The organism is Pseudomonas sp. TWR1-1-3 (assembly GCF_049896805.1).
Lineage (GTDB): Bacteria > Pseudomonadota > Gammaproteobacteria > Pseudomonadales > Pseudomonadaceae > Aquipseudomonas > Aquipseudomonas bubulae.
The window spans coordinates 142,354-168,834 of sequence record NZ_JAFCUZ010000005.1 but is presented as its reverse complement, the minus strand read 5'-3'; the positions used below and the strand labels follow the sequence as shown (position 1 = coordinate 168,834).

The window sequence follows — 26,481 nt, the reverse complement described above, 5'->3', positions numbered from 1 at the left end:
CGGGCAGCGCGGTTTATCTGCATGCCCCCGTCGATGCCATCGCAGGCAAGCCAGATCCCACAAGGGAAGGCCTGAGGGTCAGCGGCTCAAATACATCCTGGTGGTGAGCAAGTACACCGGCAGCCCCGACACCAGAATCAACAACGCCGCATAAGGCGCCGCTGCCGCAAACTCGATATTCGAAGTATGCGACCACACTTGTGTTGCCAGGGTGTTCAGCCCGGTCGGACTCAGTAGCAAGGTGGCGGTCAATTCCTTCATCGCATCCAGAAACACCAGGGCAAAGGCCGCCCCCAGCGCGGGGAAGATAATCGGCAGGGTCACCCGGCAAAATGCCGTAAACGAAGTGGCGCCCAGGGTCCGTGCTGCTTCTTCCAGTTGCGGAGCCGCCTTGTTCAGCGCCGTGCGGATGGGTGCCTGTGCCAGTGGCAAAAACAGCAGCGCATAGGCAATCAGCAGCAATGCCGAAGTCTGGTACAGCGCCGGCACATAATGCAGGGCGAAGTAGACCAGCGCCAAGGCAATCACCAGCCCGGGCAGTGCATGTAACAGATATGGCAAACGCTCCGCCCAGATGGCCAGCGGGCCTTTGTAACGCACCACCAGCAATCCGACCGGCACAGCCAGCACCAGGCACAGCGCCGCACCGCCCAGGGCCAGTGACAGCGACGAGAACAGAGCCTCGCCAATCTCGGCCAGCGGGAATGCTGCCGAGCTGCCCTTGATCAGCCAGTACGCCAGCATGCCCAGCGGGATGCCGCTGCCAATCACCGCCAGCGCCAGGCAATACAGTTGCCCCGGTAGCGACCACTTGCCCAGGTTCACTTGTTCCGCATGCCGTGCAGCGCCCTGGCCGATACGAATATGCCGGCCTTTGCCACGAACCTTAAGTTCCAGCCATAACAGGCTCAGGCACATCACCAGCAGCACCGCAGACAGCATCGCCGCATTGGCATTGCTGAACTCCAGTTCGAACTGCTGATAAATGGCTGTGGTAAAGGTCTGCAGGCCGATGATCGACAGCGCGCCGAATTCCACCAGCATATGCAGGGCAATCAGCAACGAGCCGGCCAGCAGCGAAGGCCAGAGCAGTGGCAGGGTGATCTTGAAAAACACCCCCCAGCGGTTCTGCCCCAGGGTTCGAGCCGACTCTTCAAGGGCTGGGTCGAGGTTGCGCAGGGTCGCCGCCACCGGCAGAAAGATCAGCGGGTACTTGGACAGGCTCATCACCAGAATGGCACCGCCCAGGCCCTCGAAACTGGCGCTGAGCGATACCCAGGTAAAGCTGCTGACAAACGCCGGCACGGCAAATGGCAGGCACAGGATCACGCCCCACAGGCGCCGCCCCGCCAGGTTGCTGCGCTCGAGCAGCCAGGCCAGGCTCAGGCCGACCAGGGCGCAGGTCAGTGTGACGCCGACCATCAGCAGCAAGGTGTTGCGCATCAGGCCAAAGACATAAGGCCGCCACAACAGGTGCAGGGCTTCAGACCACCCGGCTTGCCAGGCCTTTGTGCCGACATACAACAGCGGCAACAGGCTCAGGCCCACCAGTAGCAGTACGGGCAACAACAGCCAGATCGAAGGCTTTTTGCGAGTGGGCGTAAAGCGTGCAGGTTGAGCGGCTGACAACATCAGAGCAGGCCTACATCACGTTCAAGGTCCAGTGCTTCTTCAGCGTTACCCAGGTCGGCAGGCGTCACTTTCGGCGGTTGCAGCTCTTCAAACGGTTTGAGGCCGCGTTCCGAGACCATGCCTTTGCGCATCGGGTATTCAGCGGTGGTGTTGGTGATAACGCGCTGACCTTCTTCACTGGCCATGTAAGCCAGCAGTTGCTGGGCTTCCTTGGGGTGTTTGCTGGCCTTGATCACGCCGGCGCTGGACACGGTGATCAAACCGCCCGCATCACCATCGGTGAAGTAGTGCAGTTTGGAATCCAGCTGGCCTTTTTCGCGTTGCAGGGCAAACCAGTAGTAGTTGTTGACCAGTACTGCGGCGACTTCACCGTTTTCTACGGCTTTGAGTGCCACCATGTTGTTGGTGTAGGTCTTGCCGAACGCACGCAGACCGGTCAGCCATTCTTCGGCGGCATCGCGCCCGTGCAGCTTGATGATTGCTACGGCCTGTTCCTGGAAGGCACCGCTGGTGGGTACAAAGCCGATCTTGCCTTGCCATTGCGGGTCAGCGAAATCCAGAACCGACTTGGGCAACTGGTCTTCGCTGATCTTTTTCGGGTTGAAGGCGACAACGCGGGTACGCGCAGTCACGCCGATCCAGGTGCCATTGGCGGCCACGTACTCTTTGGGCAGCGCTTGCAGGGTGCTGTCATCGGCCTTGGCCAGAAAGCCCTGTTCGCCCAGGCTGTTCAGAGGCGGCGACTCTTCGGCGTAGAACACGTCCGCAGGCGAGCGATCGCCTTCTTCCATGATCTGGCTGGCCAGCTGGTTGCTGCTGCCTTTGCGCACATTGACGTGAATGCCGGTCTTGGCTTCAAAGGCGGCAGCGAGGTTGTCGCCGACCTCTTTGTGCTGGCCGTTGTACAGGGTCAGCGTCACAGGATCGGCAGCGTAGGCGGCGGGAGCAAGCAGGGTCAGGCCAAGTGTTGCGATGGACAAACTTCGCAGTAGAAATGTCGCAAGCTGGGTATTTCGGAGCATCATTCGCTGGTTTCCTCGCTTGGGTACTACAAAACTTGTAACAATAATAAACGATATCGTTTCTCAAGTGCGCTTGACCCAGCGTCCAATTGCACCAGTGCGACGAAATGTGATGCTGCCGGCCTGTTCTGCTTTTGTGGGAGCGGGCTTACCCGCGATGGGTATGCTGCCGTTTTACCGGTACACCGTGTCGCCTGCATCGCGAGCAAGCCCGCTCCCACAAAGTCAGGCGCTGCCTACAGTGTGTCGAGAAAGCTGCGCAAGGCCCGCAGTTCGTCCTTGTCCATGTTCAGCGCCTTGAGCCGGTCGCTGGTGCGTGGGAACAACGGGTCGTTGACCTGTTGCGCGTTGGGGCGCGGGCGGGGCATGCCCATGTTGTAGAACGCCAGCGTGCCTTCCATGTTCACAAACAGGCCGTTGTGCATCCACGGTGCGGTTTTCATCACCAGGCGCAATGACGGCGTACGAAATGCCCCCACGTCTTCTGGTTTGCGCGTTACTTCGTAGCGCCCGAGGTCTTCGTATTTACGCCCGTAGTAACTCAGGCCGACGTTATGAAACTGCTCGTCGCTCAGCGCCGGGCCGAAGTGGCAGTTCATGCAGCGTGCCTTGGTGCGAAACAGATGCAGGCCATAGAGCTGCTCATCGCTCATGCGTTGCGGGCGCCCGCGCAGCAGTTGCTCGAAGGCGGTGTTGCGCGTGGCGCTGACCAGCGTGCGCTGAAAGGTGGCCAGGGCCTGGGCGGTTTGCTGTGGGGTGATCGGGCCTGGCCCGAAAACTTGTGCAAACTCCTCCCGGTAAGCGCTATCGGTATTGAGCCGTTGCAGCAGTTGCGGGATATCAAAGGCCATTTCCACCGGGTCGACGATGGGGTGCATGGCTTGCTGTTCCAGAGTGCCACCGCGCCCGTCCCAGAACAGCGCCGGGCTGTAGCCGCTCATTACCAGGCTGGGGGCATTGCGTCGGCCGCTCTGGCGGTCATGCCCGAACGAGACGCGGCGGCCATCGGCAAAGGCCATATCGGCTTCATGGCACGAAGCGCAGGCGATTTGCCCGGAGCGCGAGAGCTTGGGGTCGTTGAACAGTTTTTTGCCCAACTCGGCCTTGGCTTCGCTGAACGGGTTATCCGGCGGTGCGGGGGCGTGGGCGGGCAGGGCGGTCATTTCCTGCCATTGCACATCGGCATCTACCTGGGGTGAAGGCCATTGGGCGACGGGCTGGCGGTATTGTTGGGCGATGCAGGTTTTGTAGTCGGCGGCCTGTTCGTCGCAGGCGACTGCGTTCAGGGTCAGGGTGCCGAGGGTCAGGCCGAGGAACAGGGTCTTCAAAATTTATACCCCACTTCCAGCATGAACTGGCGGCCGACTTCATAGTTGAGTACGCCGTTGGTGTCGGTGGAGCTGACGATGGTCTTGTCCAGCAGGTTGCTGACGTCGAGATTTACGAAAACGGCCTGATCCTTGGCGGTGGGCATCTCCCAGGCCACACGGGTGTCCCATGTCAGTGCCCCGGAGAACGGAGTTTCTTCCCAGACATAGACACTGCTGCCTTCGTGCTCGACCTTTTTGTTGGTGGAGGCAATGCGCCGGTAGCCGTCGCGGTAACGCAGGAAGTTGGTCCAGGTCAGGTGCAGGGGCTCGACTTCGGTCACGGTGGTCAGGCGCGCGGTCCAGGGGCGGTTGTAGTTGCTGGCGGGCATATCGGAATACTTCATGAACTTGCCGTCGTACTGGATCGTCGGGTCTTCCACATAAATCGCGCCGATGCTGGCGCTGTAGCTGGACAGCCCGGTGTTGTTGATCTTGCTCCAGTCCATCGCAAACTGCGCAGTGGTGCGGGTGCTGCCCAGATTGAAGGGTTGCAGGGGGGTGATGCTCAGGGTGTAGATGTCGGCGTCGCTTTTGCCGCCGTTGTAGTAGGTGTAGTAGTTGGCAGCCAGGGTCGAGGTGTCTTCGGACGGTTCGCCGATTTGCGCGCCCCAGGCGCGGCTGATCTGGTCGCGCCCCTTACGGTTGACGTACTTGACGGCGAACTCGGTGTTCCACTGCACGTGGCTCAGGCCCAGGGTCAGTTCGTCGTCGTAAGGCACTTTGAGCTGGTTGAATTTGCTGTCATTGGCGATGTGCTTGCTCAGCTCCCAGTCAGACGTCTGCGTCTTGCGGGTGTATTCGGTGCTCATCGAGGCAATACCGTCGCGCAGGCGATAGGCGTAAAGGTTGCGTCCGTAGTAACGGTTGGCGCCGGCAGTGAGGCGGGTCTTGCCATCGCCAAACACGTCCAGCTCGGTGGCCAGGCGCGGGGCGAAGGTGATCTGATTCATATAGTTGTCGCCGTCCACCCGGATGCCGGGCCTGACGGTGAGGCGCTTATAGTGCATTTCGTCTTGCAGATACAGCGCCCATGAACGCGTGTCGAAGGCAATTTTGCCCTGGGTAACGGTCATCTTGTTCGCATACTGGCCAGGCCAGCCATTGATTGTTGGCGCCATTGAGCACAGCGGGTCATTGCCGGTGCATGACGTGGCCTTGTCCACCGCGTAGCTGCTGTAGGGTGTGCCGCGCTCATAGCTGGCCGAGTTCTGCGACAGCTCCAGGCCAGTTTGCAGCGAATGATCCACACCCAGCCATTTGAAGCTGTTCCAGTCGGCCTTGAGTTTGTAGGCCAGGGTTTTTTGGGTTTCTTCGATATCGCCAAAACCGCCTTCGGTGGCGAATGCCGAGGTGCTCCAGTCGCGACTGGCCGAAGTTCGCCAGAGGATCATGTAGTCGCGGTCGGAATAGCGTGAGGTATTCAGCTCGCTCCAGCTCAGGTTCTGCTCAACCCGGGCCAGGGGCGCGTTCCACACCAGGCGCGTGCTGATGCTGTCGCCACCGGCATCCATATCGCGGCCGGACACCAGCGAGTTGGGGCCGTAGGTGCGGGCGGTTTCCGGCGCGTGGGTCAGGGTGGTATCGAGCTTCCAGTCTTCGTTGATCTGCCAGGTGGCCTTGAGGAAGTAGTTGTCGATGCGCCGCGATTGTTCTTCGGTCTCCATTGCCGTTTCGGTCTGGTTGGCCACGGAAAACAGGCGGGTCGGCATGGTGGATTCTTTACGCGAGAAGGTGCCCAGCAAGCCGAAGTTGTCGGTCAGGTGGCCTTCGAGGGTGGCGCGGGTGATGACTTTTTCGAAGTCGGGCTGGTAGTTGTTGCCAAAGCCGGCCTTGAAATTTTCCAGGTCCGGGTCGTCTTTGTTCAGGTGATAGCGGGTCCACTCGGAGCGGGTCATTTGTACCGACACCTTGCCGTGCAGTTCCTTGCGGGGGTCGCGGGTATTGGCTTCGACTACACCGCCATTGAAGCCGCCAAATTCTACCGGCACGTTACTGTCGTAGACCTTGATGTTTTCCAGCAGGTCGGTGTCCAGCGCCAGGCCCTGGCTGCGCCCCGGTATCTCATCGAAGTCGTCGTTGCTGTTGCCCGGGTCCAGGTCGTTGTTCATGCTCATGCCGTCAACGATAAACAGGTTCTGCCAGGGCCGTGCGCCGTTGATGCTGATATCGGCGGGGGCGATTTCCCCCGGGTTTTTGCTGCTCAACTGGCTGTTGTCGAACTGCACGTTGGGGTTGGTGCGCAGCAGGCTGGTGATATCACCGTTGCCCGAGGGCAGGTCCTCGATCATCTGCCGGTCGATCACCTGTTCGCCCTGGAACACCGGCTCCATCGCCGTGATGGGGGTGCTTTTGATTTGTAGCACATCGCTTTGGGCGGGCGGCAGGATTGAGGCGCTGTCAGACGAGGTCACTTCCCATTGCATGCCCGTGCCGCGCAACAGGTGGGCCAGGGCTTTTTCGGGGCTGGTGCTGGCATCGACTGGCGAGCTGGTCAGGCCGTTGAGCACGGTGCTTTCCGCGCTGACCTGCCAGCCTGACTGCTGGGAAAACGCAATCAGGGCGCTGGCCAAAGGCTGGGCCGGGATCTGGAAGTGCAGTTGTTGACGGCTGATTGGCGTGTCGGCTGCCGGGCTGGCAGCGATGGCCAGTGCGGGCAGGCCGAGCAACAGGGCCAGGGACAACGATCGATAGCGAGCAACACTGACACAACGCAAACGCGAAGAAGGCATGAGGTGACCTACGAAATGAAACGCCATAGTCACTAATGCGAATCTTTATCAGTGACGTTCGTAGGTAAAGACTCCCGGGCCTTCAGGATTTCCAGAAATAAGTGAAAATAGTTTCGTTAGCACAAGCCCGCGCCCGCAGGGAGGCTCAGGGCTTGGTCGAGACGATCAGGGTGTAGGGCACGCTGTCCTGCAGGCGTCCGCCCAATGGGGCAATGGCGGTTTGCAGTGCGCGTTTGGGGTCGCGCAGGTTCAGGGCTGCGGTGATGCGTCGTTGCCCCAGCGCCTTGTCCGTCAGCAGAATCAGGCCCGGCTGATAGCGGCGCAACTGGGTGATCACGTCATCGATCGATTGATCGACCGCCACCAGCTGCCAGCGACGCCAGGGCGCGATTTGCTCCTGGGGCAATTGCACGATGCGCGTGCGCTGGCCGTTTGCAGTGAAGTGCAGTTGGTCACCATGGCCCAGCAGGTGCGTGGCCGAAACCGATGCTTGCGGCGTTTGTACCGCAACCGTGCCGCTCTCGACGCTGACGTCGACGCCGTTGTCGTCCAGGTTGACCGCGAACGCGGTGCCGGTCACCCGAACCCGCACGTCACCGGCGTTGACGTAGAAGGCGCGGTTGGCATCGTGGGTCACCGAGAAAAAGGCCTGGCCACGCAATAGCGTGACTTCTCGCTGGTCGGGGTTGAACTGCACATCGGCAAGCGTATTGCTGTCGAGAAGCATCTGGCTGCCATCGCTGAGCGCCACGGTGCGGTGTTCGCCGGTGGGGCTGCGGTGGTCGGCTTGCATCGCCTGCCAGTCGGGGCCCCACATCAGCAGGGCGCTGGCGGCCACGGCGGCGCCGACCAGTGCGCGTTTGCGCCGGCTCAGGCGCTGGGGTGGGCGTGCCATCGGCGGGGCCGGTGCTGTTGTCACCGGCAGGGTGAGCGCCTCGCCGCTCAGGCTCCAGACCTTGAGCGCCTTGCGATAAGCCGCGTCGTGCTCAGGGGCGCTGGCGCGCCAGTGGTTCAGGCGTTCGGTCAGTTCGGAGTCGTGAGGGTTCTCCTGGATCAGCAGCAGCCAGTCCAGTGCGGTTTCCCAGATCGGGTTCGGGGGCGGTTTTTCAGTCATCACTCAGTTGTTCCGCGCAGTAGGTCAGGGCGTCGCGGACCAATTGGTGGGCCAGGCTCACGGATATGCCAAGTTGCGTGCCGATTTGCTGAAACGTCAGGCCTTGCAGGCGATGCAATACGAATGCCTGGCGCGTGCGCTCCGGCAGGCGGGACAAAGCATGTTGCAATTTGCGCAATTCGTCCACATGCAAGGCTTGCTGCTCGGGCGAAGGCGCGTTGGAAATGTGTTCGTCCAATGATTCGCTATGGGTGGTGTGGCGGTTTTCCAGGGTTGCCCGGCGATTGAGGTCAAAGGCCAGGTTGCGCACGATACGGTAAAGATAGCCCACCGGTTGTGTCAGCGGGGCGAGGTTGTCCGCGCCCTGGCTGAAGCGCAGCCAGGCGTCTTGAACCACATCTTCTGCCTTGGCCCGGCAGCCCACGATGGGGGCGGCATAGTCGACCAGGGCGATACGATGCGTCAGGTAAAGCTGGAGCCTGTCATTGGTGTCGGGCACGGGTATCCAGGAGGATGAGCCAGGGATCTGAAGTTGGCCGGATATTAATGCGGATGAGATAGATTATCAAATACGACCTTTAGGCCGCAGATAAAAGGTATCGAAGAGGGTAGGAAGGAATCCCGGAAACTAAAAAGCCCGCTTTCGCGGGCTTTTTGAGTGGTTGCACAGGGTGAACCTGTAAACCTGAATTGGTGCCCAGAAGAAGACTCGAACTTCCACGACCTTGCGGTCACCAGCACCTGAAGCTGGCGTGTCTACCAATTTCACCATCTGGGCAGTATCAGCAACGTTGCCGCTGTTGATGTGGCGCATAATACGGACAGCTTTTCGATCTGTAAACCCCTGTTTTAATTTTATTAAATCAGGGGCTTAGCTGACCCGGAATGCAAAAACCCGCTTTCGCGGGTTTTTGTGTGAGGCTGAAGAGTGTACTACTCTGCAATCTCGAATTGGTGCCCAGAAGAAGACTCGAACTTCCACGACCTTGCGATCACCAGCACCTGAAGCTGGCGTGTCTACCAATTTCACCATCTGGGCAGTATCTTCAACGCTGTTGCCGTTGTTGATGGCGCGCATCTTACGGACGAACCTTTGACCTGTAAAGCGTTGTGTTTAAAAATAGTGAAAATATTTCGCGAACGGTTGGTCGACAGCAGCAAAGCGCGTCAGAAAGGACTAATAAGGCCCAGTGTGTGCCTGAAATTTCCCGTTTCAATACGCGTATGCCAAACTAACCCGCATATAGACAAGGTGAAAACTATCTAATGGCCGATTGGCAGACCCTCGATCCCGAGGCCGCACGTGAAGCGGAAAAATACGAAAACCCTATCCCTAGCCGCGAACTGATCCTTCAGCACCTGGCCGAGCGTGGCTCGCCTGCTGCTCGTGAACAGTTGGTGGAAGAGTTCGGTCTGACCACAGAAGACCAAATCGAGGCCTTGCGCCGTCGCCTGCGTGCGATGGAGCGCGATGCCCAACTGATTTACACCCGCCGTGGCACTTACGCGCCGGTGGACAAGCTCGACCTGATTCTCGGCCGTATCAGTGGCCACCGCGATGGCTTCGGCTTCCTGGTTCCGGACGACGGCAGCGACGACCTGTTCATGAGCCCTGCGCAAATGCGCCTGGTGTTCGATGGCGACCGTGCGCTGGCCCGTGTTTCGGGGCTGGACCGTCGTGGTCGTCGTGAAGGCGTGATCGTCGAAGTGGTTTCCCGTGCTCACGAAACCATCGTGGGTCGCTACTTTGAAGAAGGTGGTATTGGCTTCGTAGTGGCCGACAACCCGAAGATCCAGCAAGAAGTGCTGGTAACCCCGGGTCGCAACGCTGGCGCAAAAATCGGTCAGTTCGTCGAAGTGAAGATTACTCACTGGCCTACGCCGCGTTTCCAGCCGCAAGGCGATGTACTGGAGGTTGTAGGCAACTACATGGCTCCGGGCATGGAAATCGATATTGCCCTGCGTACTTACGACATTCCTCACGTATGGCCGGAAGCTGTGCTTAAGGAAGCAAGCCGTCTGAAGCCGGAAGTCGAAGAGAAAGACAAAGAGAAGCGCATCGACCTGCGTCATCTGCCGTTCGTCACCATTGACGGCGAAGATGCTCGCGACTTCGATGACGCCGTATTCTGCGAAGCCAAGCCTGGCAAGCTGCGCCTGTTCTCCGGCGGCTGGAAGTTGTACGTGGCAATTGCCGACGTCTCCAGCTACGTGAAAATCGGTTCGGCCCTGGATGCCGAAGCCCAGGTTCGCGGCAACTCGGTGTACTTCCCTGAGCGCGTGATCCCGATGCTGCCTGAGCAGCTGTCCAACGGCCTGTGCTCGCTGAACCCGAAAGTCGACCGTTTGGCCATGGTTTGCGAGATGACCATCTCCAAAACCGGCGAAATGACCGACTATCAGTTCTACGAAGCGGTGATCCATTCCCAGGCACGTCTGACCTACAACAAGGTCAGCACTATTCTGGAGCAGCCGAAAACCAGCGAAGCCAAGCAACTGCGCAGCGAATACGCTGATGTAGTGCCGCACCTCAAGCAGTTGTACTCGTTGTACAAGGTGTTGCTGGCAGCTCGTCATACCCGTGGCGCGATTGATTTTGAAACCCAGGAAACCCGGATCATCTTCGGTTCCGATCGCAAAATTGCCGATATTCGCCCGACCACCCGTAACGATGCGCACAAGCTGATTGAAGAGTGCATGCTGGCGGCCAACGTGGCCACCGCCGAGTTCCTCAAGAAGCACGAGATTCCTGCGCTGTATCGTGTCCACGATGGTCCGCCGCCGGAGCGTCTGGAAAAACTGCGTGCGTTCCTCGGTGAGCTGGGCCTGAGCCTGCACAAAGGTAAAGATGGTCCGTCGCCGAAGGATTACCAGGCATTGCTGGCCAGCATCAAGGACCGTCCGGATTTCCACCTGATCCAGACCGTAATGCTGCGTTCGTTGAGCCAGGCGGTATACAGCTCCGATAACCAGGGCCACTTCGGCCTGAATTATGAAGCCTATACCCACTTCACCTCGCCGATTCGTCGCTACCCTGACCTGTTGACCCACCGTGCGATCCGCAGCGTGATCCATTCCAAGATGGATACCCCGCACGTTCGCCGTGCTGGTGCGATGACCATTCCGAAAGCGCGCATCTATCCGTACGATGAAGCGATCCTGGAGCAGCTCGGCGAGCAGTGCTCCATGAGCGAGCGCCGTGCCGACGAAGCCACCCGCGATGTGACCAACTGGCTCAAGTGCGAGTTCATGAAGGATCGCGTAGGCGAGTCGTTCCCTGGCGTGGTAACGGCAGTGACCGGTTTTGGCCTGTTCGTGGAACTGACCGATATCTATGTTGAAGGTCTGGTTCACGTAACTGCCTTGCCGGGCGACTACTACCACTTCGACCCTGTGCATCACCGCCTGGCGGGCGAGCGCACCGGTCGCAGCTTCCGCTTGGGTGATACCGTTGAAGTGCGGGTCATGCGCGTCGATCTCGACGAGCGCAAGATCGACTTCGAAATGGCGGAAAAAACCCTCAGTGCGCCGATTGGTCGTAAAAATCGTACTGCTGATGCGCCTAAAACCAGGAATGCAGGCAAGGCCGGTACCAAGCCGACTGAAAAGCCGGTTGAGCCAGCCCCGGCTGCACGTCGCAGTGCGCCGGCCAAGCCCGCTAAAAAATCCTCGGATGATGCTTATCGCCCAAGCGATGCTGCGGCAAAAAACGCCGAGCTGCGCAAAAGCCGTGAACTGAAACAGGCGCTGCTGGCCGAATCGAAAAGCGGCGGTCGGACATCGGAGCCGGGAAAGTCGGGTAGGGGGGCGCCTGCAAAAGATGCGGGCAAGCCTTCCAAGCCGAGCAAACATCGTAAAGGCCCGCCAAAATCGGGCACCGCTCCAGCCGCCAAAAGCGGCGGGGCGCGCAAACCTAAGGCCAAGTCATGAGTCTGGAAAAAATCTATGGCGTGCATGCCGTAGAAGCATTGCTGCGTCACCATCCCAAGCGCGTCAAGCAGGTATGGCTGGCAGAAGGTCGCAGTGATCCGCGTGTACAAACGCTGATCGAGCTGGCCAACGAAAACCGTGTGGCTGTCGGCCAGGCCGAGCGTCGTGAAATGGACGTCTGGGTCGAAGGCGTGCACCAGGGTGTGGTGGCGGACGTGAGTCCGAGCCAGGTCTGGGGCGAAGCCATGCTCGACGAGCTGCTCGATCGCACTGAAGGTGCCCCGTTGTTGCTGGTACTGGACGGCGTGACCGATCCCCACAACCTGGGTGCTTGCCTGCGTTCGGCGGATGCTGCCGGTGCGCTGGCTGTTATCGTGCCCAAGGACAAATCTGCAACGCTGACGCCGACGGTACGAAAAGTAGCCTGCGGTGCAGCGGAAGTTATTCCGTTGGTTGCCGTGACCAACCTGGCGCGTACTCTGGAGAAGCTCCAGCAGCGCGGCTTGTGGGTTGTCGGTACGGCCGGTGAGGCTGAAGTCAGTATCTATGACCAGGACCTGACCGGCCCGACCATCCTGATCATGGGTGCAGAAGGCAAGGGCATGCGTCGCCTGACCCGTGAGCACTGTGATTACCTGGTCAAGCTGCCGATGGCCGGCAGCGTCAGCAGCCTGAACGTTTCGGTGGCGACAGGTGTTTGCCTGTTCGAAGCCCAGCGTCAGCGCGGCGCCAAGGCCAAGACTTCTTCGAAGAAGAAGTAAGCTGGCTGGCTGTTAAATGTGGGAGCGGGCTTGCTCGCGATGCGTATCACGCGGTGTCTCTGGATGACCGCAGCGATGCCATCGCGAGCCAGCCCGCTCCCACATTGGTTTGTGGCGTATACAAGTAAAGATTGTTCAAATAATCACCAATTGCCTTGCGCCTCCGTTGTCCCTTCTCTACAATTGCGCCCCTTGCCGTCATGGCGGGCGCATATGTGCCTCTCTAGGCAAGACACACAAGTGTCATTCACTCCTTGTCTGACCGCTTTTTAGTTAGCGGCAGGCTACAACCCGTAAGGAGCATTCATGCGTCATTACGAAATCATCTTTTTGGTCCACCCGGATCAAAGCGAACAAGTCGGCGGCATGGTAGAGCGTTACACCAAGCTGATCGAAGAAGACGGCGGCAAAATCCACCGTCTGGAAGATTGGGGCCGTCGTCAACTGGCCTACGCAATCAACAATGTTCACAAGGCTCACTACGTGATGCTGAACGTTGAGTGCACTGGCAAAGCCCTGGCTGAGCTGGAAGACAACTTCCGTTACAACGATGCTGTGATCCGTAACCTGGTCATCCGTCGCGACGAAGCCGTAACTGGCCAGTCCGAGATGCTCAAGGCTGAAGAGAACCGCAGTGAGCGCCGTGAGCGTCGTGACCGTCCTGAGCATTCTGACAGCGCCGATGGCGATGACAGCGATAACAGCGACGCCAGCGATAACGCTGACGAGTAATCCACGGACCTTTTGAGGAGCCAATTACATGGCACGTTTCTTCCGTCGTCGTAAATTCTGCCGCTTCACCGCAGAAGAAGTGAAAGAGATCGATTACAAGGATCTCAACACTCTGAAAGCTTACGTATCCGAGACCGGCAAAATTGTTCCAAGCCGTATCACCGGTACTAAAGCTCGTTATCAGCGTCAGCTGGCCACCGCTATCAAGCGCGCCCGCTTCCTGGCCCTGCTGGCCTACACCGACAGCCACGGCCGCTGAGACCGGGCAGTCGACAAGTAGTAAAGGATTGAAAGCATGCGCGCCTTAGCTGAGTTCATCATGCGAGGCCGTGTGCAGGCCACGTTAATCGTGGCCGGATGTGCGGCATTGCCGTTCTTGTTCTGGTTGAGTGCTGCTGCAGGTAGCCTGGTGCTTCTGCGGCGCGGTCCGAGAGATGCCTTGAGCATTCTCTCATGGGCGTTACTGCCGGCCTTGGTCTGGTGGTTTATCGGAGAGCCCCGCACCCTTATGGTGCTGCTGGGAACTCTGGGGCTGGCGTTGATGTTACGCGCCGGTCAGTCCTGGAATCGCGTGCTGCTGGTCAGCGTAGCGTTGGGTGTGGTGTATGGCGTGGTCCTGGGTACGGTTTTCCGCGAACCCATTGGTGCGATGGCGCAGGAGTTGGAAAAACTTCTGCCGCAGGTCCTCAATGGTCTCTACGACAAGTTATCTGACGTAGAGCGAGCGCGCCTTGGAGCACTGATTGCACCCGTCCTCACCGGTTTGATTGCAGCTTTGATGCAGGTCGTCAGCGTGCTGAGCCTGATACTTGGGCGTTATTGGCAGGCGTTGTTGTATAACCCGGGTGGTTTTGCCAGCGAATTTCGCAGCATCCGCCTACCGCTGGGACCAGCGCTCGTATTGCTGGCGTGCATGCTTGTAGGGCCGAACTTCGGTCCCGAAATGGCCATGCTTACGCCGTTGTGCAGCGTAGCGTTGTTCTTCGCCGGGCTGGCCCTGATTCATGGGCTGGTGGCGCAAAAGCGACTGGCCAAGTTCTGGCTGGTGGGGTTGTACGTCACGCTGTTGCTGTTTATGCAGCTGATCTATCCGTTGCTCGTGGTCTTGGCCATTGTCGACAGCCTGATTGATTTTCGCGGACGTCTGGCGCCGAAAGGCACCGATAAAGACTCTGCGGACGGTGAAGGTTAAAAGTTAAGAGGATTTTCACATGCAACTGATCCTTCTGGAAAAAGTCGCGAACCTGGGCAACCTGGGCGACAAAGTAAATGTTAAGGCCGGTTACGGTCGTAACTACCTGCTGCCGTACGGCAAAGCTACCGCTGCAACCGCTGCCAACCTGGCTGCGTTTGAAGAGCGTCGTGCTGAGCTGGAACAAGCTGCTGCAGACAAAAAAGCTTCGGCTGAAACACGCGCTGCCCAACTGGCTGAGCTGGAAGTGACTATCACTGCCACCGCTGGCGACGAAGGCAAGCTGTTCGGCTCGATCGGCACTCACGACATCGCTGATGCACTGACCGCCTCCGGCGTTGAAGTTGCAAAAAGCGAAGTTCGTCTGCCGAACGGCACTATCCGCAACGTTGGCGAATTCGACGTGGCTGTGCACCTGCACGCCGAAGTTGAAGCAACCGTACGCGTTGTTGTGGTAGCTGCTTAAGCAGTCTTAACTGACTGGCACCTTGTGTGCCGGACGGTTAACATCGGGCACGATCCTGTTTACAGGTCGTGCCCTTTGTCTTTCTGCAGATCCTGATTTTCAAACTAATTCCAAGTGGCCATGAACGATATCTCCGCTCCTGAGCAATACGATCTACAAACCGCAGCCCTGAAGGTGCCTCCGCATTCCATCGAGGCCGAACAGGCTGTGCTCGGTGGTTTGATGCTGGACAACAACGCCTGGGAACGCGTGCTGGATCAGGTTTCGGACGGTGATTTTTATCGACATGACCACCGCCTGATCTTCCGCGCCATTGCCAAGCTGGCAGACCAGAACTCCCCGATTGACGTCGTGACCCTTGCCGAGCAACTGGACAAGGAAGGTCAGACTTCGCAGGTGGGCGGCCTGGGCTACCTCGGTGAACTGGCAAAAAATACGCCGTCGGTCGCCAACATCAAGGCCTACGCCCAGATCGTGCGTCAGCGTGCGACGTTGCGTCAGCTTATCGGTATCAGCACCGAAATCGCCGACAGTGCATTCAACCCGGAAGGGCGCAGCGCCGAAGAAATCCTCGATGAGGCCGAGCGCCAGATCTTTGCCATTGCCGAGGCCCGGCCAAAAACCGGTGGCCCGGTGAGCGTCAATGATCTGTTGACCAAAGCCATCGATCGTATCGACACGCTGTTCAACACCGACAACGCCATCACCGGCCTGTCCACCGGTTACACCGACCTCGATGGCATGACCAGCGGCTTGCAGCCTGCGGACTTGATTATCGTCGCCGGTCGTCCATCGATGGGTAAAACCACCTTTGCGATGAACCTGGTTGAAAACGCCGTATTGCGCAGCGAGAAAGCGGTACTGGTTTACTCTCTCGAGATGCCAGGTGAATCGCTGATCATGCGTATGCTGTCATCGCTGGGTCGCATCGACCAGACCAAGGTCCGGGCCGGTCGCCTCGAAGACGACGATTGGCCGCGCCTGACCTCGGCGGTCAACCTGCTCAATGACCGTAAACTGTTTATCGACGATACCGCGGGCATCAGCCCCTCGGAAATGCGCGCCCGTACCCGGCGCCTGGTGCGTGAGCACGGCGATATCGGCCTGATCATGATCGACTACCTGCAATTGATGCAGATCCCGGGTTCCGGCGGTGACAACCGTACCAACGAAATCTCCGAGATTTCCCGCTCCCTCAAGGCGCTGGCCAAGGAATTCAACTGCCCGGTAGTCGCGCTGTCACAGCTCAACCGTTCCCTGGAGCAGCGGCCCAACAAGCGCCCGATCAACTCCGACTTGCGTGAGTCCGGAGCCATCGAGCAGGACGCCGACGTCATCATGTTCGTGTACCGGGACGAGGTGTACCACCCTGAGACCGAGCACAAGGGCATTGCCGAGATCATCATCGGCAAGCAGCGTAACGGTCCGATCGGCACCACGCGCCTGGCGTTTATCGGCAAATACACGCGCTTCGAAAACCTGGCGCCAGGCAGTTACAACTTCGACGACGATTAACCTGTCCGGCTTCTGTGGGAGCTGGCCTGCCAGCGATAGCATCGACGCGGTCAATCAGATAGATCGCGCCGCCTGAATCGCGAGCAAGCTCGCTCCCACAGACAATATGCCTGCGCCAATCAATTCCGACCATTGCCGTCGGAATTGGTCATTTTTTGTGCTATATTCCGCGCCCGCGAATTTCTTAGTAAATGCCGCGCCCCCTTTTTTGCACTCAACACCGGTCATCGACATGCAATCAGCCAAGCCTCTATTTGACTATCCGAAGTACTGGGCCGAATGTTTCGGCCCAGCACCATTCCTGCCCATGAGCAGGGAGGAGATGGATCAGCTTGGCTGGGATTCATGCGACATCATCATCGTGACGGGTGATGCCTATGTCGATCACCCGTCATTTGGCATGGCCATCATTGGCCGTTTGCTGGAGTCCCAGGGTTTCCGTGTGGGCATCATTGCCCAGCCGAACTGGCAGTCCAAAGACGACTTTATGAAGCTGGGCGAGCCGAACCTGTTCTTCGGCGTTGCCGCCGGCAACATGGACTCGATGATCAACCGCTACACCGCTGACAAAAAGATCCGTTCCGATGACGCCTACACCCCCGGTGGCATGGCAGGCAAACGTCCGGATCGCGCCAGTCTGGTGTACAGCCAGCGCTGTAAGGAAGCCTACAAAAACGTACCGATCGTACTCGGCGGTATCGAAGCTTCGTTGCGCCGTATCGCGCATTACGACTACTGGCAGGACCGCGTACGCAATTCGATCCTGATCGACGCCTGTGCCGATATCCTGTTGTACGGCAACGCCGAGCGCGCCATCGTCGAAGTGGCCCAGCGTCTGTCCTACGGCCACAAAGTCGAAGATATCACCGATGTGCGCGGCACCGCATTCATTCGTCGCGATACGCCAAAAGACTGGTATGAAGTCGACTCCACGCGTATTGACCGTCCGGGCAAGATCGACAAGATCATCAACCCGTACGTCAACACCCAGGACACCCAGGCCTGCGCCATCGAGCAGGAAAAGGGCCCGGTTGAAGACCCGAACGAAGCCAAGGTCGTGCAGATCCTGGCCAGCCCGCGCATGACCCGTGACAAGACGGTCATCCGTCTGCCATCGGTCGAGAAAGTACGTGCTGATGCGGTGCTGTATGCCCACGCCAACCGCGTGCTGCACCTTGAAACCAACCCGGGCAACGCCCGTGCGCTGGTGCAAAAGCACGGCGAAGTGGATGTATGGTTTAACCCGCCACCGATCCCGATGACCACTGAAGAAATGGACTACGTGTTTGGCATGCCTTACGCACGTATTCCCCATCCTGCGTACGGCAAGGAAAAAATCCCGGCCTACGACATGATCCGCTTCTCGGTGAACATCATGCGTGGCTGCTTTGGTGGCTGCACCTTCTGCTCGATCACCGAGCACGAAGGGCGCATCATCCAGAACCGTTCCGAAGAATCGATCATTCGCGAGATCGAAGAGATCCGCGACAAGGTGCCAGGCTTTACCGGGGTTATTTCCGACCTTGGCGGCCCGACCGCGAACATGTACCGCATCGCCTGCAAAACGCCAGAAATCGAATCCGCGTGCCGCAAGCCGTCCTGCGTTTTCCCGGGCATCTGCCCGAACCTGAACACCGACCACTCGTCGCTGATTCAGCTTTACCGCAGCGCCCGTGCCTTGCCGGGCGTGAAGAAAATCCTGATCGCTTCCGGTCTGCGTTACGACCTTGCCGTCGAGTCGCCGGAATACGTGAAGGAACTGGTCACCCACCACGTCGGTGGTTACCTGAAGATCGCCCCGGAACACACCGAGGAAGGTCCGCTCAACCAGATGATGAAGCCGGGCATTGGCAGCTATGACAAGTTCAAGCGCATGTTCGAGAAGTACACCAAGGAAGCAGGCAAAGAGCAGTACCTGATCCCGTACTTCATTGCCGCTCACCCCGGCACTAAAGACGAAGACATGATGAACCTGGCCATCTGGCTCAAGACCAACGGTTTCCGTGCCGACCAGGTGCAGGCGTTCTACCCGTCGCCGATGGCTACCGCCACCGCGATGTACCACTCGGGCAAGAACCCGCTGCGCAAGGTCACGTACAAGAGCGACTCGGTGACCATCGTCAAGAGCGAGGAGCAGCGCCGCCTGCACAAGGCGTTCCTGCGCTATCACGACCCGAAAGGCTGGCCGATGCTGCGTGAGGCGCTGACCCGCATGGGCCGTGCCGACCTGATCGGTTCGGGCAAGGACCAGTTGATCCCGTTGCATCAGCCGGCGACCGACAGTTACCAGAGTGCCCGTCGCAAAAACTCGACGCCTGCCGGTAGCCACAAGGTCGCGGGTGAGAAGACCACCAAGATCCTGACCCAGCACACTGGCCTGCCGCCGCGTGCCAGTGATGGTGGCAACCCGTGGGACAAGCGTGAACAGGCCAAGGCTGCTGCGTTTGCCCGCAACAAGCAGGCCGCCAAGGAGCGCCAGGAAGCAGCCAAGGGCGGCAAGAGCCAGCGCCCGGCCCGCAAGCCGGTAGTGCCGCGCTAAGCCTGCCCTTGTAGATACTCTGTTGCAGGTCAAGCCCTATTGTGGGAGCGAGCCTGCTCGCGAACGACCTTCGCGAGCAGGCTCGCTCCCACAGTTGCAGTGTTCCTTCGGCAGCTGCTACGGTTTTGCGTAAATTGCAGTAAATCAACGCCAGCCTTAGGGCTGGCGTTGTGCTTTCTGCGCGCTGAGAGGCCTGCCACGGGTTTGTAGGCTGTTTGCTGTCGCGGAAGTAAGGGAATGAGGTTGGAAGCGTCTGAGGGCGTTCAGGCTAACTGCGAGGATCAGCAGGCGGGCTGCTGATCCTGATCACAGATCCTGTGGGCCGGGTTGTGGATAACCGGGCCGAGGGGGTCAAGCAGTTGGAGCTTTGTCTTCTGGCGCGCCGGTATCTTCTGCGGCGTCTTCACTTTCGCTGTCGACTTCGTGGTCCAGTTCGGTATCAACAGTACCGCCTTCAGCAGCCGCTTTCTTGCGGGCAGCCTTTTCCTCTTTCTTCTGCTCTTTAGCCAAGTCTCTTTGACGCTTAGCGAAGTTATAGTTTGGTTTGGCCATGGGCGATCCTCTTGGGGTCGAAGGTGAGGTTGAGCGGCGCGTATTCTGCCCTGTATTAGTGCTTAGCCGTTAGCTGGGTTTTTGCAAGGTTGCACATTGCGCTAAAAATACGACTCTACACCCACGCAAAAGCCGGTTGTGGATTAAATCTAGTTACTTATTCCCCCAAAATTCAAAATGATGGCCTAAGGTTATAAGCCTGAAGTCCATTCTGGGATGGATTGTGTCGATTGTGGCGATAGACCATGACGCAGATCATATGAATCGATACAATTTTCAGGCAATCTGTATACAGATTTTTGCTTCCCCATACCCTGCCTTGGAGATACACCATGTTTGCCAAAGTTGTTGCGGTATCCCTTTTGACTCTGGCCAGCGGCCATTTGCTGGCGGCTGAGTGCGCTGTAACTGTCGATTCGACTGACCAAATGTCTTACAACACCAAAGAGATCGTCATCGACAAATCCTGCAAGACCTTCACCGTTAACCTGACGCACTCCGGCAATCTGCCGAAAAACGTCATGGGTCATAACTGGGTCTTGAGCAAAAAGGCAGACATGCAGGCAGTTTCTACCGACGGCATTGCCGCTGGCCTAGACAAAAACTATCTCAAGGACGGTGATGAGCGCATCATCGCCCACACCAAAGTGATTGGCGCCGGTGAGAAAGACTCCGTGACCTTCGATGTGGCCAAACTGAAAGCGGGCGAAGAATATGAATTCTTCTGCACCTTCCCGGGCCACAACTCGATGATGAAAGGCGCTGTGGTTCTTAAATAACACCACGCAAGCCCTTAACAGCCCTGACGTGCCCTGCGCCGTCAGGGCTGTTTGCGTTCAGGCCCTGGAGTCGGTCATCTTGAAAATGCCCTGGGCGTTGCTGCTGTCGAAGTTCAGATCGATGCGGCCGGTATCGGGGTCGATCTTGCGTTGGATGAACTCCACAAATGACCCCGGCACTGCGTGCTCGCTGTACACCCCGGCAGCATCGACCAGGCCGCGGCTGACCGTGCTGGCGCGATAGGCGGTTTGCATCACCCGCCCCGAGGCGGACACTTCGATGCTGTCTTTCATGGGCCGTTGCAAGTCACGTTGTTGCGCCACACAGGCTTCGAGGTCCGGCACGCGATCGGTCAGATGGTTGAAGCTGTTGCCCTCGGTTGCGATCCAGGCCATCTCGGCGCTTTCAGCGAGCAGGCAGTGGTAGTCCGTTTCCTGTACCACGCCATGCTGCCGGCCGAATGCTTGATACAGCCCTGGCAACAGGGCCTGCGCCTGGCTCAGGCTGCAGTGGCGGGTGAGGCTCAGGGTCTTGAGGATGCTGTGGTGTTGGGCCTGCAGCGGGTCAAGGCTGGAACCGACCACGCGGCTGACGGCCTGTTGAAAAGCCTCGCTGAAGCGGCCGGGATGCAGTTCCGAGACAAAGAACTGGGCGATGTCTTCGGGCAGATCCATTTGTCGGTATCCCCAGCCGGTCATGTTCAGCTTGGTCAGCGGGTAGGTTCGCACATCGGTAAAGCCCAGTGGCTCCAGCAAACGGGCAAATGCCTGGCGGCCGCGGGGCAGTTCGCCGTTGGCAGGCCAGTCCACCGTACGGAGGGCGCCATGGTCGAACACTACCTTGCGGCCATGCTGTGCCTGTTCCTGTACATAGCGTCGGCCTTCAGGCACGGCTTCCACCAGTTTGTGCAGCAGGCACAGGTTCAGTGCTTCGGCGAGCCACACCCGGTGCAGTGCCTGTTCATGCCAGTTGAAGCGCAGCAGCCCTTCAGGCACTTCGACATGCTCACGCAACCAGGCGGTGGCCGGTTGGCCGAGCACGGAATCGACAAGGGAGAACAAACCATCGAAAGCAGGCATGGGGCAGGGCTCTGGCGACGAAATAGACGTCTATCAAAGCCTTTGGCCGTTGTGGCCACAAGCGAAAAAAATTGCGGGGTTCATTCCGTTTTTTCCGGGTAGGAAAAAGCCCCTCACCATAGCCCTCTCCCGGAGGGAGAGGGGACGAATTGATGGTGTTCTTGAAACCGCGTGCGGTCTGCTCCCTCTCCCTCCGGGAGAGGTACGCACGGGCTCAAGGCGCGAACGGCATCTCACGCTTGTGGTGGGTCTTTTCGTACGTCTTGCAGATGATATTGAACGCTTCTTCGCTCACCGGCTCGCCATGCAAGAAGGCATCGATCTCGGCATAGGTTACGCCGTGGGACGCTTCGTCCGGTTTGCCGGGCTCCAGGTCTTCGAGGTCGGCAGTCGGGACTTTCTCCACCAGCGATTCCGGCGCACCAAAATGCCGAGCAATGGCCCGCACCTGATTTTTCACCAGCCCGCTGAGCGGTGCCAGGTCGCAGGAACCATCACCGAACTTGGTGAAGAAGCCCATCACCGCTTCCGCCGCATGGTCGGTGCCGATCACCAGCCCGCCAGTCGCCCCGGCAATGGTGTATTGCGCCACCATGCGCATACGCGCCTTGGTGTTACCCAGTACAAAGTCCACGGTGGCGGCAGGCTTGCCTTCAAACGCGGTCACTTCAGCCGCCAGGGCCTTGACCGCAGGGCCGATGTTCACGGTCTGGCGCTCGTCCGGGTTGATAAAGTCGACCGCAGCCGTGGCGTCTGCTTCGTCATGCTGCACACCGTAAGGCAGGCGCACGGCAATAAAGCGATAGGCCTGGTCACCGGTCTGTTCGCGCAATTGCTGCACCGCACGTTGGGCCATCAGGCCTGCGGTCAGGGAGTCGACCCCGCCGCTGATGCCCAGTACCAAGGTCTTGAGCCTGGCGTTGTGCAGGCAGCACTGAATGAAAGTGATACGCCGGGCAATCTCGGCCTCAAGGGCTGCGGTGTCTTTGAACGGCGGCTGGACCTTGAGGTCTGCAGCAATCTGACGCTGTACGGCCTGCATGATTCACTCCTTGGGAGAATGTTCAGGAACTTGGAAAACGTGGCGTAAATAGGCGGCGAAATTGGGGTCGGAGCAATGGGTTTTGCCCGGTTCATCGGAAATCTTGGCCACCGGCGAGCCATTGCAGGCGTTCATTTTAAGCACGATGCTCATTGGCTCAACCCCCGGAATGTCGCAGGTCAGGTTAGTCCCGATACCGAAGCTGACGTTGATCCGGCCGCGCAGTGACCGGAAAATCTCCAGCGCCCGGGGCAGGGTCAGGCTGTCGGAGAACACCAGAGTCTTGCTCATGGGGTCGATGCCCAGCTTGTGGTAATGAGCTATGCATTTTTCGGCCCACACCACAGGGTCGCCTGAGTCGTGGCGCAGGCCGTCGAACAGCTTGGCAAAGTACAGATCGAAATCTTTCAGGAAGGCATCGGTAGTAATGCAGTCCGTCAGCGCGATGCCCAGCAAGCCGCGGTACTCGCGCACCCAGCAGTCGAGCGCGGCACTCTGGCTGTCGATCAGCCGTGGGCCCAGTTGCTGGTGGGCCATGATCCATTCGTGGGCCATGGTCCCCAGCGGCTTCATGTCCAGCTCGCGGGACAGGTTGACGTTGCTGGTGCCGACAAAGCGCCCGGGGAAGTCGTGCTTGAGCACACTGACGACTTCTTCTTGCACGCGGTACGAAAACCGTCGACGAGTGCCGAAATCGGCGACTTGCAGTTCAGACAACTCTTCAGCGCTGGCATTGGCCTGCAGCCAGTCAAACTTGCGATACAGCTGCTCCCGAGCCTGTGACAGCACGGTATCGGCATAGCGCGAACGGTTGCGTACTTCGCTGACAATCGCCAGTAACGGCACTTCAAACAGGATCACATGCAGCCACGGCCCGCGCAGGCGGATAACCAGTTCGCCGTTTTCGATGCCGGTGTGTACATAGCGCATATTGAAGCGAAACAGCCCCAAAAAGCGGATGAAGTCGGGCTTCATAAAGGTGATGCGTTCCAGAAACCCCAGCTGGTCCTGAGTCATGCTCAGTTCGCACAGGCGTTCGATCTGGTGACGAATTTCGTTGAGGTATGGGCGCAGATCCTCACTGTTGCGGCAGCGGAATTCCCATTCGACTTCGACGTTGGGGTAGTTGTGCAGCACCGCCTGCATCATGGTCAATTTGTAGAAGTCGGTGTCGAGCAGGTTCTGCACGATGCGATCGGCAAATACACTCTCGCTCATAGCGGCAATCTCCATGCTGCCCGTGCCTGATAGCCACGGCGTTCAGCTTTTTCAATGAATGGCGCTAGTGGCGCATATCTGCAGGCGGTTTTGCCAGCGGTTTTTGTGGTCGTAGCCTGTTTCTGCCCGCTCCCACAGGTGTTATCGCGCATCCAGCTGCTCCATGAACCAGCTCACGAATGCCTTTACCTTGGGTACGCCTGCCGTATGTTCAGGATAGGCCAGGTAGTAGGCATCGCGGCTCGGCATCAAGTGCTGCCAGGCGATGACCAGTTTGCCGTCGGCCAATTCCTCTTCCACCAGGAACCTCGGTAGCAGTGCCACGCCACAGCCAACCTGGGCTGCGCGGATGCACATGTAGAAGGTGTCGAAGCGCGGCCCATGGTAGCTGTGATCGGTATGAAACCCCTGATGCTCAAACCACTCGTGCCAGGCCTGTGGCCGCGAAGCGTTCTGCAGCAACACCAGACCTGTGAGTTGGGTCGGGTCGGTCAGTGCCGTGCCCGGCAAGCTTGCTGGCGAACATACGGCGACCAGTTCTTCACTGAACAGCTTCAGGCTCTCGGTGCCGGGCCGTGAGCCCTGGCCGAAGTAAAACGCCAGATCGCTGCGCCCTTGCAGCAAATCGTCGCCTTGCTGCTCATTGCACAGATCCAGATGAATATGCGGATGGCGTATGCCCCAACCTTTGAGGCGCGGCACCAGCCAGCGGGCGCCAAAAGTGGAAGGGGTGGAGACCCGTAGCACTTCTGTTTCGCCCCCATAGGAACGCAGGGTGTGGGTCGACATCTCTACCTGGGTCAGGATTTTTCGGACTTCTACCAGATACAAATCCCCTGCAGGCGTCAGTTGCAAACGGCGGCGCACCCGGCGAAACAGCAAGTGCTGCAACAGCTCCTCGAGCTGTGCGACCTGTTTGCTGACCGCGCTCTGGGTCAGATTCAGCTCTTCGGCCGCGCGGGTGAAACTCAGATGACGGGTCACCGCTTCAAAACACTGCAACGCCGTGATCGAAGGTAGATGGCGCTTGTTGAGCATAGAAGGCCTCTGATTGTTGTTGTCAGGCAACGTTACCAGTGCAGCATGAATTTTCGGAATGATATCTCGCTTAAAGGTCGTTTGTTGCTGCCATGCCAGCCAGCTACAACTAAAGGCCTGTGAATCATTTTTTAAAGCTCAAGGAGTGCCTTCAATGGTTGCTGCATTACTGGATCGTCTTGGTGTGAACCCCGCGCTGTACCAGCAGGGCAATCAGCCGGTGTATACGCCGATTGACGGTAGCCAGATCGGTGCGGTGCACTGGGAAGGGGCTGCCGAGGCCGAGCAGCACGTGACCCGCGCCGAACACGCATTCGAGGCATGGCGCAAGGTGCCTGCCCCGCGTCGTGGGGAACTGGTGCGCCAGTTCGGCGATTTGCTGCGTGAGTACAAGGCCGATCTGGGCGAGCTGGTGTCATGGGAAGCGGGCAAGATCACCCAGGAAGGGTTGGGCGAAGTGCAGGAAATGATCGACATCTGCGACTTTGCAGTTGGCCTGTCGCGTCAGCTCTACGGCTTGACCATCGCCTCGGAGCGACCAGGCCACCATATGCGTGAAACCTGGCACCCGCTGGGTGTGGTGGGTGTGATCAGCGCATTCAACTTTCCGGTGGCCGTGTGGGCGTGGAATACCGCGTTGGCGCTGGTATGCGGCAACGCGGTGATCTGGAAACCATCGGAAAAAACCCCGCTGACGGCGCTGGCCTGTCAGGCCTTGTTTGATCGTGTGTTGAGCTCGTTTGAGGGCGCGCCCAAGTACCTGGCTCAGGTGGTGATTGGTGGTCGTGAAGCGGGCGAAGCCCTGGTTGACGATCCGCGAGTCGCGCTGATCAGTGCCACCGGCAGCACGCGCATGGGCCGCGAAGTGGCGCCTAAAATCGCCGCACGCTTTGCCCGCAGTATTCTGGAGCTGGGCGGCAACAATGCGATGATTTTGGCGCCGAGTGCCGACCTGGACATGGCCGTGCGTGCCATCCTGTTCAGTGCTGTCGGTACTGCCGGGCAGCGCTGCACCAGCCTGCGCCGGCTGATTGCCCATGACTCGGTTAAGGAAGAAATTGTCACCCGGCTCAAGGCGGCCTATTCCAAAGTGCGTATCGGTCATCCGCTGGAAGGCAATCTGGTGGGGCCGCTGATCGACAAAAGCAGCTTTGAAAACATGCGTGATGCGCTGGAGCAGGCCCTTAGCGAAGGCGGGCGGGTATTTGGTGGCGAGCGGCAATTGGCAGGCCAGTACCCTGGCGCTTACTACGTGGCCCCGGCGATTGTGGAAATGCCCGAGCAAAGCGACGTGGTGTGCAGCGAGACCTTCGCGCCGATTTTGTATGTGGTCGGTTACAGCGACTTTGCCGAGGCCTTGCGCCTGAACAACGCGGTCCCTCAGGGGCTGTCGTCATGCATCTTCACCACCGATGTGCGCGAGGCCGAGCAATTCATGTCGGCCACTGGCAGTGATTGCGGGATTGCCAACGTCAATATCGGGCCCAGCGGTGCGGAAATCGGGGGTGCCTTTGGTGGTGAGAAAGAAACCGGGGGCGGTCGCGAGTCGGGGTCAGATGCATGGCGTGGATATATGCGCCGGCAGACCAATACCGTCAACTACTCGCTGGAATTGCCGTTGGCGCAAGGGATTACGTTCGATTGAGGTGATGCAAGCCCTCACCCCCAACCCTCTCCCGGAGGGAGAGGGAGCTGATCTGCTTTTGCCTTTAGTCCCCTCTCCCTCCGGGAGAGGGCCAGGGTGAGGGGCTTTGATTTTGGTTGGGTTTC

General features: G+C 58.9%; 21 protein-coding genes and 2 tRNA genes. 10 read left to right on the top strand and 13 right to left on the bottom strand.

Going from position 1 to position 26,481, the window contains the following annotated elements; all coding sequences use genetic code 11:
- Positions 1-78 precede the first annotated feature (78 nt).
- From ACP7BE_RS19230 to ACP7BE_RS19195, 8 genes are all read right to left on the bottom strand, one after another.
- On the bottom strand, positions 79-1,632 hold the full coding sequence (locus ACP7BE_RS19230) for an ABC transporter permease (protein WP_413052645.1): 1,554 nt from the start codon (positions 1,630-1,632) through the stop codon (positions 79-81).
- Positions 1,632-2,657 (bottom strand): iron ABC transporter substrate-binding protein, encoded by a 1,026-nt coding sequence (locus ACP7BE_RS19225; protein ID WP_095000959.1) that lies wholly within the window; start codon positions 2,655-2,657, stop codon positions 1,632-1,634. Before ACP7BE_RS19225 ends, ACP7BE_RS19230 begins: the two co-directional genes overlap by 1 nt.
- A gap of 233 nt (positions 2,658-2,890) precedes the next feature.
- Entirely contained in the window at positions 2,891-3,982 is a 1,092-nt protein-coding gene (locus ACP7BE_RS19220; protein WP_426106902.1) for a cytochrome-c peroxidase, read from the bottom strand.
- Positions 3,979-6,753 carry a TonB-dependent receptor gene (locus tag ACP7BE_RS19215; protein WP_240882244.1) on the bottom strand — a complete coding sequence of 925 codons (2,775 nt, stop codon included), beginning with the start codon at positions 6,751-6,753 and terminating at the stop codon, positions 3,979-3,981. Before ACP7BE_RS19215 ends, ACP7BE_RS19220 begins: the two co-directional genes overlap by 4 nt.
- 145 nt (positions 6,754-6,898) lie before the next feature.
- Positions 6,899-7,867, bottom strand: a complete 969-nt coding sequence (locus tag ACP7BE_RS19210) for a FecR family protein (protein WP_095000962.1) — start codon at positions 7,865-7,867, stop codon at positions 6,899-6,901.
- Positions 7,860-8,366 carry a sigma-70 family RNA polymerase sigma factor gene (locus tag ACP7BE_RS19205; RefSeq protein ID WP_095017676.1) on the bottom strand — a complete coding sequence of 169 codons (507 nt, stop codon included), beginning with the start codon at positions 8,364-8,366 and terminating at the stop codon, positions 7,860-7,862. The genes ACP7BE_RS19210 and ACP7BE_RS19205 overlap by 8 nt, the downstream gene beginning before the upstream one ends.
- A gap of 192 nt (positions 8,367-8,558) precedes the next feature.
- Positions 8,559-8,645 (bottom strand) — tRNA-Leu (locus ACP7BE_RS19200).
- A gap of 174 nt (positions 8,646-8,819) precedes the next feature.
- Positions 8,820-8,906 (bottom strand) — tRNA-Leu (locus tag ACP7BE_RS19195).
- A gap of 227 nt (positions 8,907-9,133) precedes the next feature.
- Here ACP7BE_RS19195 and rnr point away from each other — a divergent pair.
- The 8 genes from rnr (at position 9,134) to ACP7BE_RS19155 (ending at position 19,002) form a co-directional block, all read left to right on the top strand.
- Positions 9,134-11,797 carry a ribonuclease R gene (rnr, locus tag ACP7BE_RS19190; protein WP_095000963.1) on the top strand — a complete coding sequence of 888 codons (2,664 nt, stop codon included), beginning with the start codon at positions 9,134-9,136 and terminating at the stop codon, positions 11,795-11,797.
- Positions 11,794-12,558, top strand: coding sequence for a 23S rRNA (guanosine(2251)-2'-O)-methyltransferase RlmB (gene rlmB / locus ACP7BE_RS19185; protein WP_095000964.1), 765 nt, complete (start codon positions 11,794-11,796; stop codon positions 12,556-12,558). Before rnr ends, rlmB begins: the two co-directional genes overlap by 4 nt.
- 306 nt (positions 12,559-12,864) lie before the next feature.
- The gene (gene rpsF, locus ACP7BE_RS19180; protein ID WP_003439045.1) at positions 12,865-13,290 is read left to right on the top strand and encodes a 30S ribosomal protein S6; all 426 of its coding nucleotides are present in this window, start codon (positions 12,865-12,867) and stop codon (positions 13,288-13,290) included.
- A 28-nt stretch (positions 13,291-13,318) separates the two neighbouring features.
- Entirely contained in the window at positions 13,319-13,549 is a 231-nt protein-coding gene (gene rpsR, locus ACP7BE_RS19175) for a 30S ribosomal protein S18 (RefSeq protein WP_003171373.1), read from the top strand.
- 36 nt (positions 13,550-13,585) lie between these two features.
- Entirely contained in the window at positions 13,586-14,482 is an 897-nt protein-coding gene (locus tag ACP7BE_RS19170; RefSeq protein ID WP_095000965.1) for a hypothetical protein, read from the top strand.
- 19 nt (positions 14,483-14,501) lie between these two features.
- Positions 14,502-14,948, top strand: a complete 447-nt coding sequence (rplI, locus tag ACP7BE_RS19165) for a 50S ribosomal protein L9 (RefSeq protein ID WP_003439047.1) — start codon at positions 14,502-14,504, stop codon at positions 14,946-14,948.
- Positions 14,949-15,068: 120 nt separating this feature from the next.
- A complete protein-coding gene (gene dnaB / locus ACP7BE_RS19160) occupies positions 15,069-16,463 on the top strand; it encodes a replicative DNA helicase (protein WP_016783319.1) in 1,395 nt (464 codons plus the stop codon).
- Positions 16,464-16,695: 232 nt separating this feature from the next.
- Positions 16,696-19,002 (top strand): YgiQ family radical SAM protein, encoded by a 2,307-nt coding sequence (locus ACP7BE_RS19155; RefSeq protein WP_095000967.1) that lies wholly within the window; start codon positions 16,696-16,698, stop codon positions 19,000-19,002.
- Positions 19,003-19,353: 351 nt separating this feature from the next.
- On the opposite strand, the gene ACP7BE_RS19150 is transcribed toward ACP7BE_RS19155, so the two are convergent.
- Entirely contained in the window at positions 19,354-19,554 is a 201-nt protein-coding gene (locus ACP7BE_RS19150; protein ID WP_095000968.1) for a hypothetical protein, read from the bottom strand.
- A 332-nt stretch (positions 19,555-19,886) separates the two neighbouring features.
- Between ACP7BE_RS19150 and azu the strand changes: the two genes are divergently transcribed.
- Positions 19,887-20,333, top strand: coding sequence for an azurin (gene azu, locus ACP7BE_RS19145; protein ID WP_095000969.1), 447 nt, complete (start codon positions 19,887-19,889; stop codon positions 20,331-20,333).
- A gap of 57 nt (positions 20,334-20,390) precedes the next feature.
- Here azu and ACP7BE_RS19140 read toward each other — a convergent pair whose 3' ends face one another.
- From ACP7BE_RS19140 to ACP7BE_RS19125, 4 genes are all read right to left on the bottom strand, one after another.
- The gene (locus ACP7BE_RS19140; protein WP_426106895.1) at positions 20,391-21,413 is read right to left on the bottom strand and encodes a DUF1338 domain-containing protein; all 1,023 of its coding nucleotides are present in this window, start codon (positions 21,411-21,413) and stop codon (positions 20,391-20,393) included.
- A 214-nt stretch (positions 21,414-21,627) separates the two neighbouring features.
- Positions 21,628-22,455 (bottom strand): ammonia-dependent NAD(+) synthetase, encoded by an 828-nt coding sequence (gene nadE, locus ACP7BE_RS19135; protein WP_095000971.1) that lies wholly within the window; start codon positions 22,453-22,455, stop codon positions 21,628-21,630.
- Positions 22,456-22,458: 3 nt separating this feature from the next.
- The gene (gene pncB / locus ACP7BE_RS19130; RefSeq protein ID WP_095000972.1) at positions 22,459-23,673 is read right to left on the bottom strand and encodes a nicotinate phosphoribosyltransferase; all 1,215 of its coding nucleotides are present in this window, start codon (positions 23,671-23,673) and stop codon (positions 22,459-22,461) included.
- Between the two features lie 141 nt (positions 23,674-23,814).
- On the bottom strand, positions 23,815-24,711 hold the full coding sequence (locus ACP7BE_RS19125) for a LysR family transcriptional regulator (RefSeq protein ID WP_095017674.1): 897 nt from the start codon (positions 24,709-24,711) through the stop codon (positions 23,815-23,817).
- A gap of 154 nt (positions 24,712-24,865) precedes the next feature.
- Here ACP7BE_RS19125 and ACP7BE_RS19120 point away from each other — a divergent pair, with 154 nt between their 5' ends.
- Positions 24,866-26,356 (top strand): L-piperidine-6-carboxylate dehydrogenase, encoded by a 1,491-nt coding sequence (locus tag ACP7BE_RS19120; protein WP_095000974.1) that lies wholly within the window; start codon positions 24,866-24,868, stop codon positions 26,354-26,356.
- Positions 26,357-26,481: the final 125 nt, after the last annotated feature.

Bases quoted from the DNA above. Each gene is read 5' to 3' on its own strand.
- ACP7BE_RS19120 (WP_095000974.1), top strand. From the start codon at position 24,866: ATGGTTGCTGCATTACTGGATCGTCTTGGTGTGAACCCCGCGCTGTAC.
- ACP7BE_RS19140 (WP_426106895.1), bottom strand. From the start codon at position 21,413: ATGCCTGCTTTCGATGGTTTGTTCTCCCTTGTCGATTCCGTGCTCGGC.
- ACP7BE_RS19230 (WP_413052645.1), bottom strand. From the start codon at position 1,632: ATGTTGTCAGCCGCTCAACCTGCACGCTTTACGCCCACTCGCAAAAAG.
- ACP7BE_RS19150 (WP_095000968.1), bottom strand. From the start codon at position 19,554: ATGGCCAAACCAAACTATAACTTCGCTAAGCGTCAAAGAGACTTGGCT.
- dnaB (WP_016783319.1), top strand. From the start codon at position 15,069: ATGAACGATATCTCCGCTCCTGAGCAATACGATCTACAAACCGCAGCC.
- rlmB (WP_095000964.1), top strand. From the start codon at position 11,794: ATGAGTCTGGAAAAAATCTATGGCGTGCATGCCGTAGAAGCATTGCTG.
- azu (WP_095000969.1), top strand. From the start codon at position 19,887: ATGTTTGCCAAAGTTGTTGCGGTATCCCTTTTGACTCTGGCCAGCGGC.
- pncB (WP_095000972.1), bottom strand. From the start codon at position 23,673: ATGAGCGAGAGTGTATTTGCCGATCGCATCGTGCAGAACCTGCTCGAC.
- ACP7BE_RS19170 (WP_095000965.1), top strand. From the start codon at position 13,586: ATGCGCGCCTTAGCTGAGTTCATCATGCGAGGCCGTGTGCAGGCCACG.
- rpsR (WP_003171373.1), top strand. From the start codon at position 13,319: ATGGCACGTTTCTTCCGTCGTCGTAAATTCTGCCGCTTCACCGCAGAA.
- ACP7BE_RS19155 (WP_095000967.1), top strand. From the start codon at position 16,696: ATGCAATCAGCCAAGCCTCTATTTGACTATCCGAAGTACTGGGCCGAA.
- ACP7BE_RS19125 (WP_095017674.1), bottom strand. From the start codon at position 24,711: ATGCTCAACAAGCGCCATCTACCTTCGATCACGGCGTTGCAGTGTTTT.
- rnr (WP_095000963.1), top strand. From the start codon at position 9,134: ATGGCCGATTGGCAGACCCTCGATCCCGAGGCCGCACGTGAAGCGGAA.
- ACP7BE_RS19210 (WP_095000962.1), bottom strand. From the start codon at position 7,867: ATGACTGAAAAACCGCCCCCGAACCCGATCTGGGAAACCGCACTGGAC.
- nadE (WP_095000971.1), bottom strand. From the start codon at position 22,455: ATGCAGGCCGTACAGCGTCAGATTGCTGCAGACCTCAAGGTCCAGCCG.
- rplI (WP_003439047.1), top strand. From the start codon at position 14,502: ATGCAACTGATCCTTCTGGAAAAAGTCGCGAACCTGGGCAACCTGGGC.
- ACP7BE_RS19215 (WP_240882244.1), bottom strand. From the start codon at position 6,753: ATGCCTTCTTCGCGTTTGCGTTGTGTCAGTGTTGCTCGCTATCGATCG.
- ACP7BE_RS19225 (WP_095000959.1), bottom strand. From the start codon at position 2,657: ATGATGCTCCGAAATACCCAGCTTGCGACATTTCTACTGCGAAGTTTG.
- rpsF (WP_003439045.1), top strand. From the start codon at position 12,865: ATGCGTCATTACGAAATCATCTTTTTGGTCCACCCGGATCAAAGCGAA.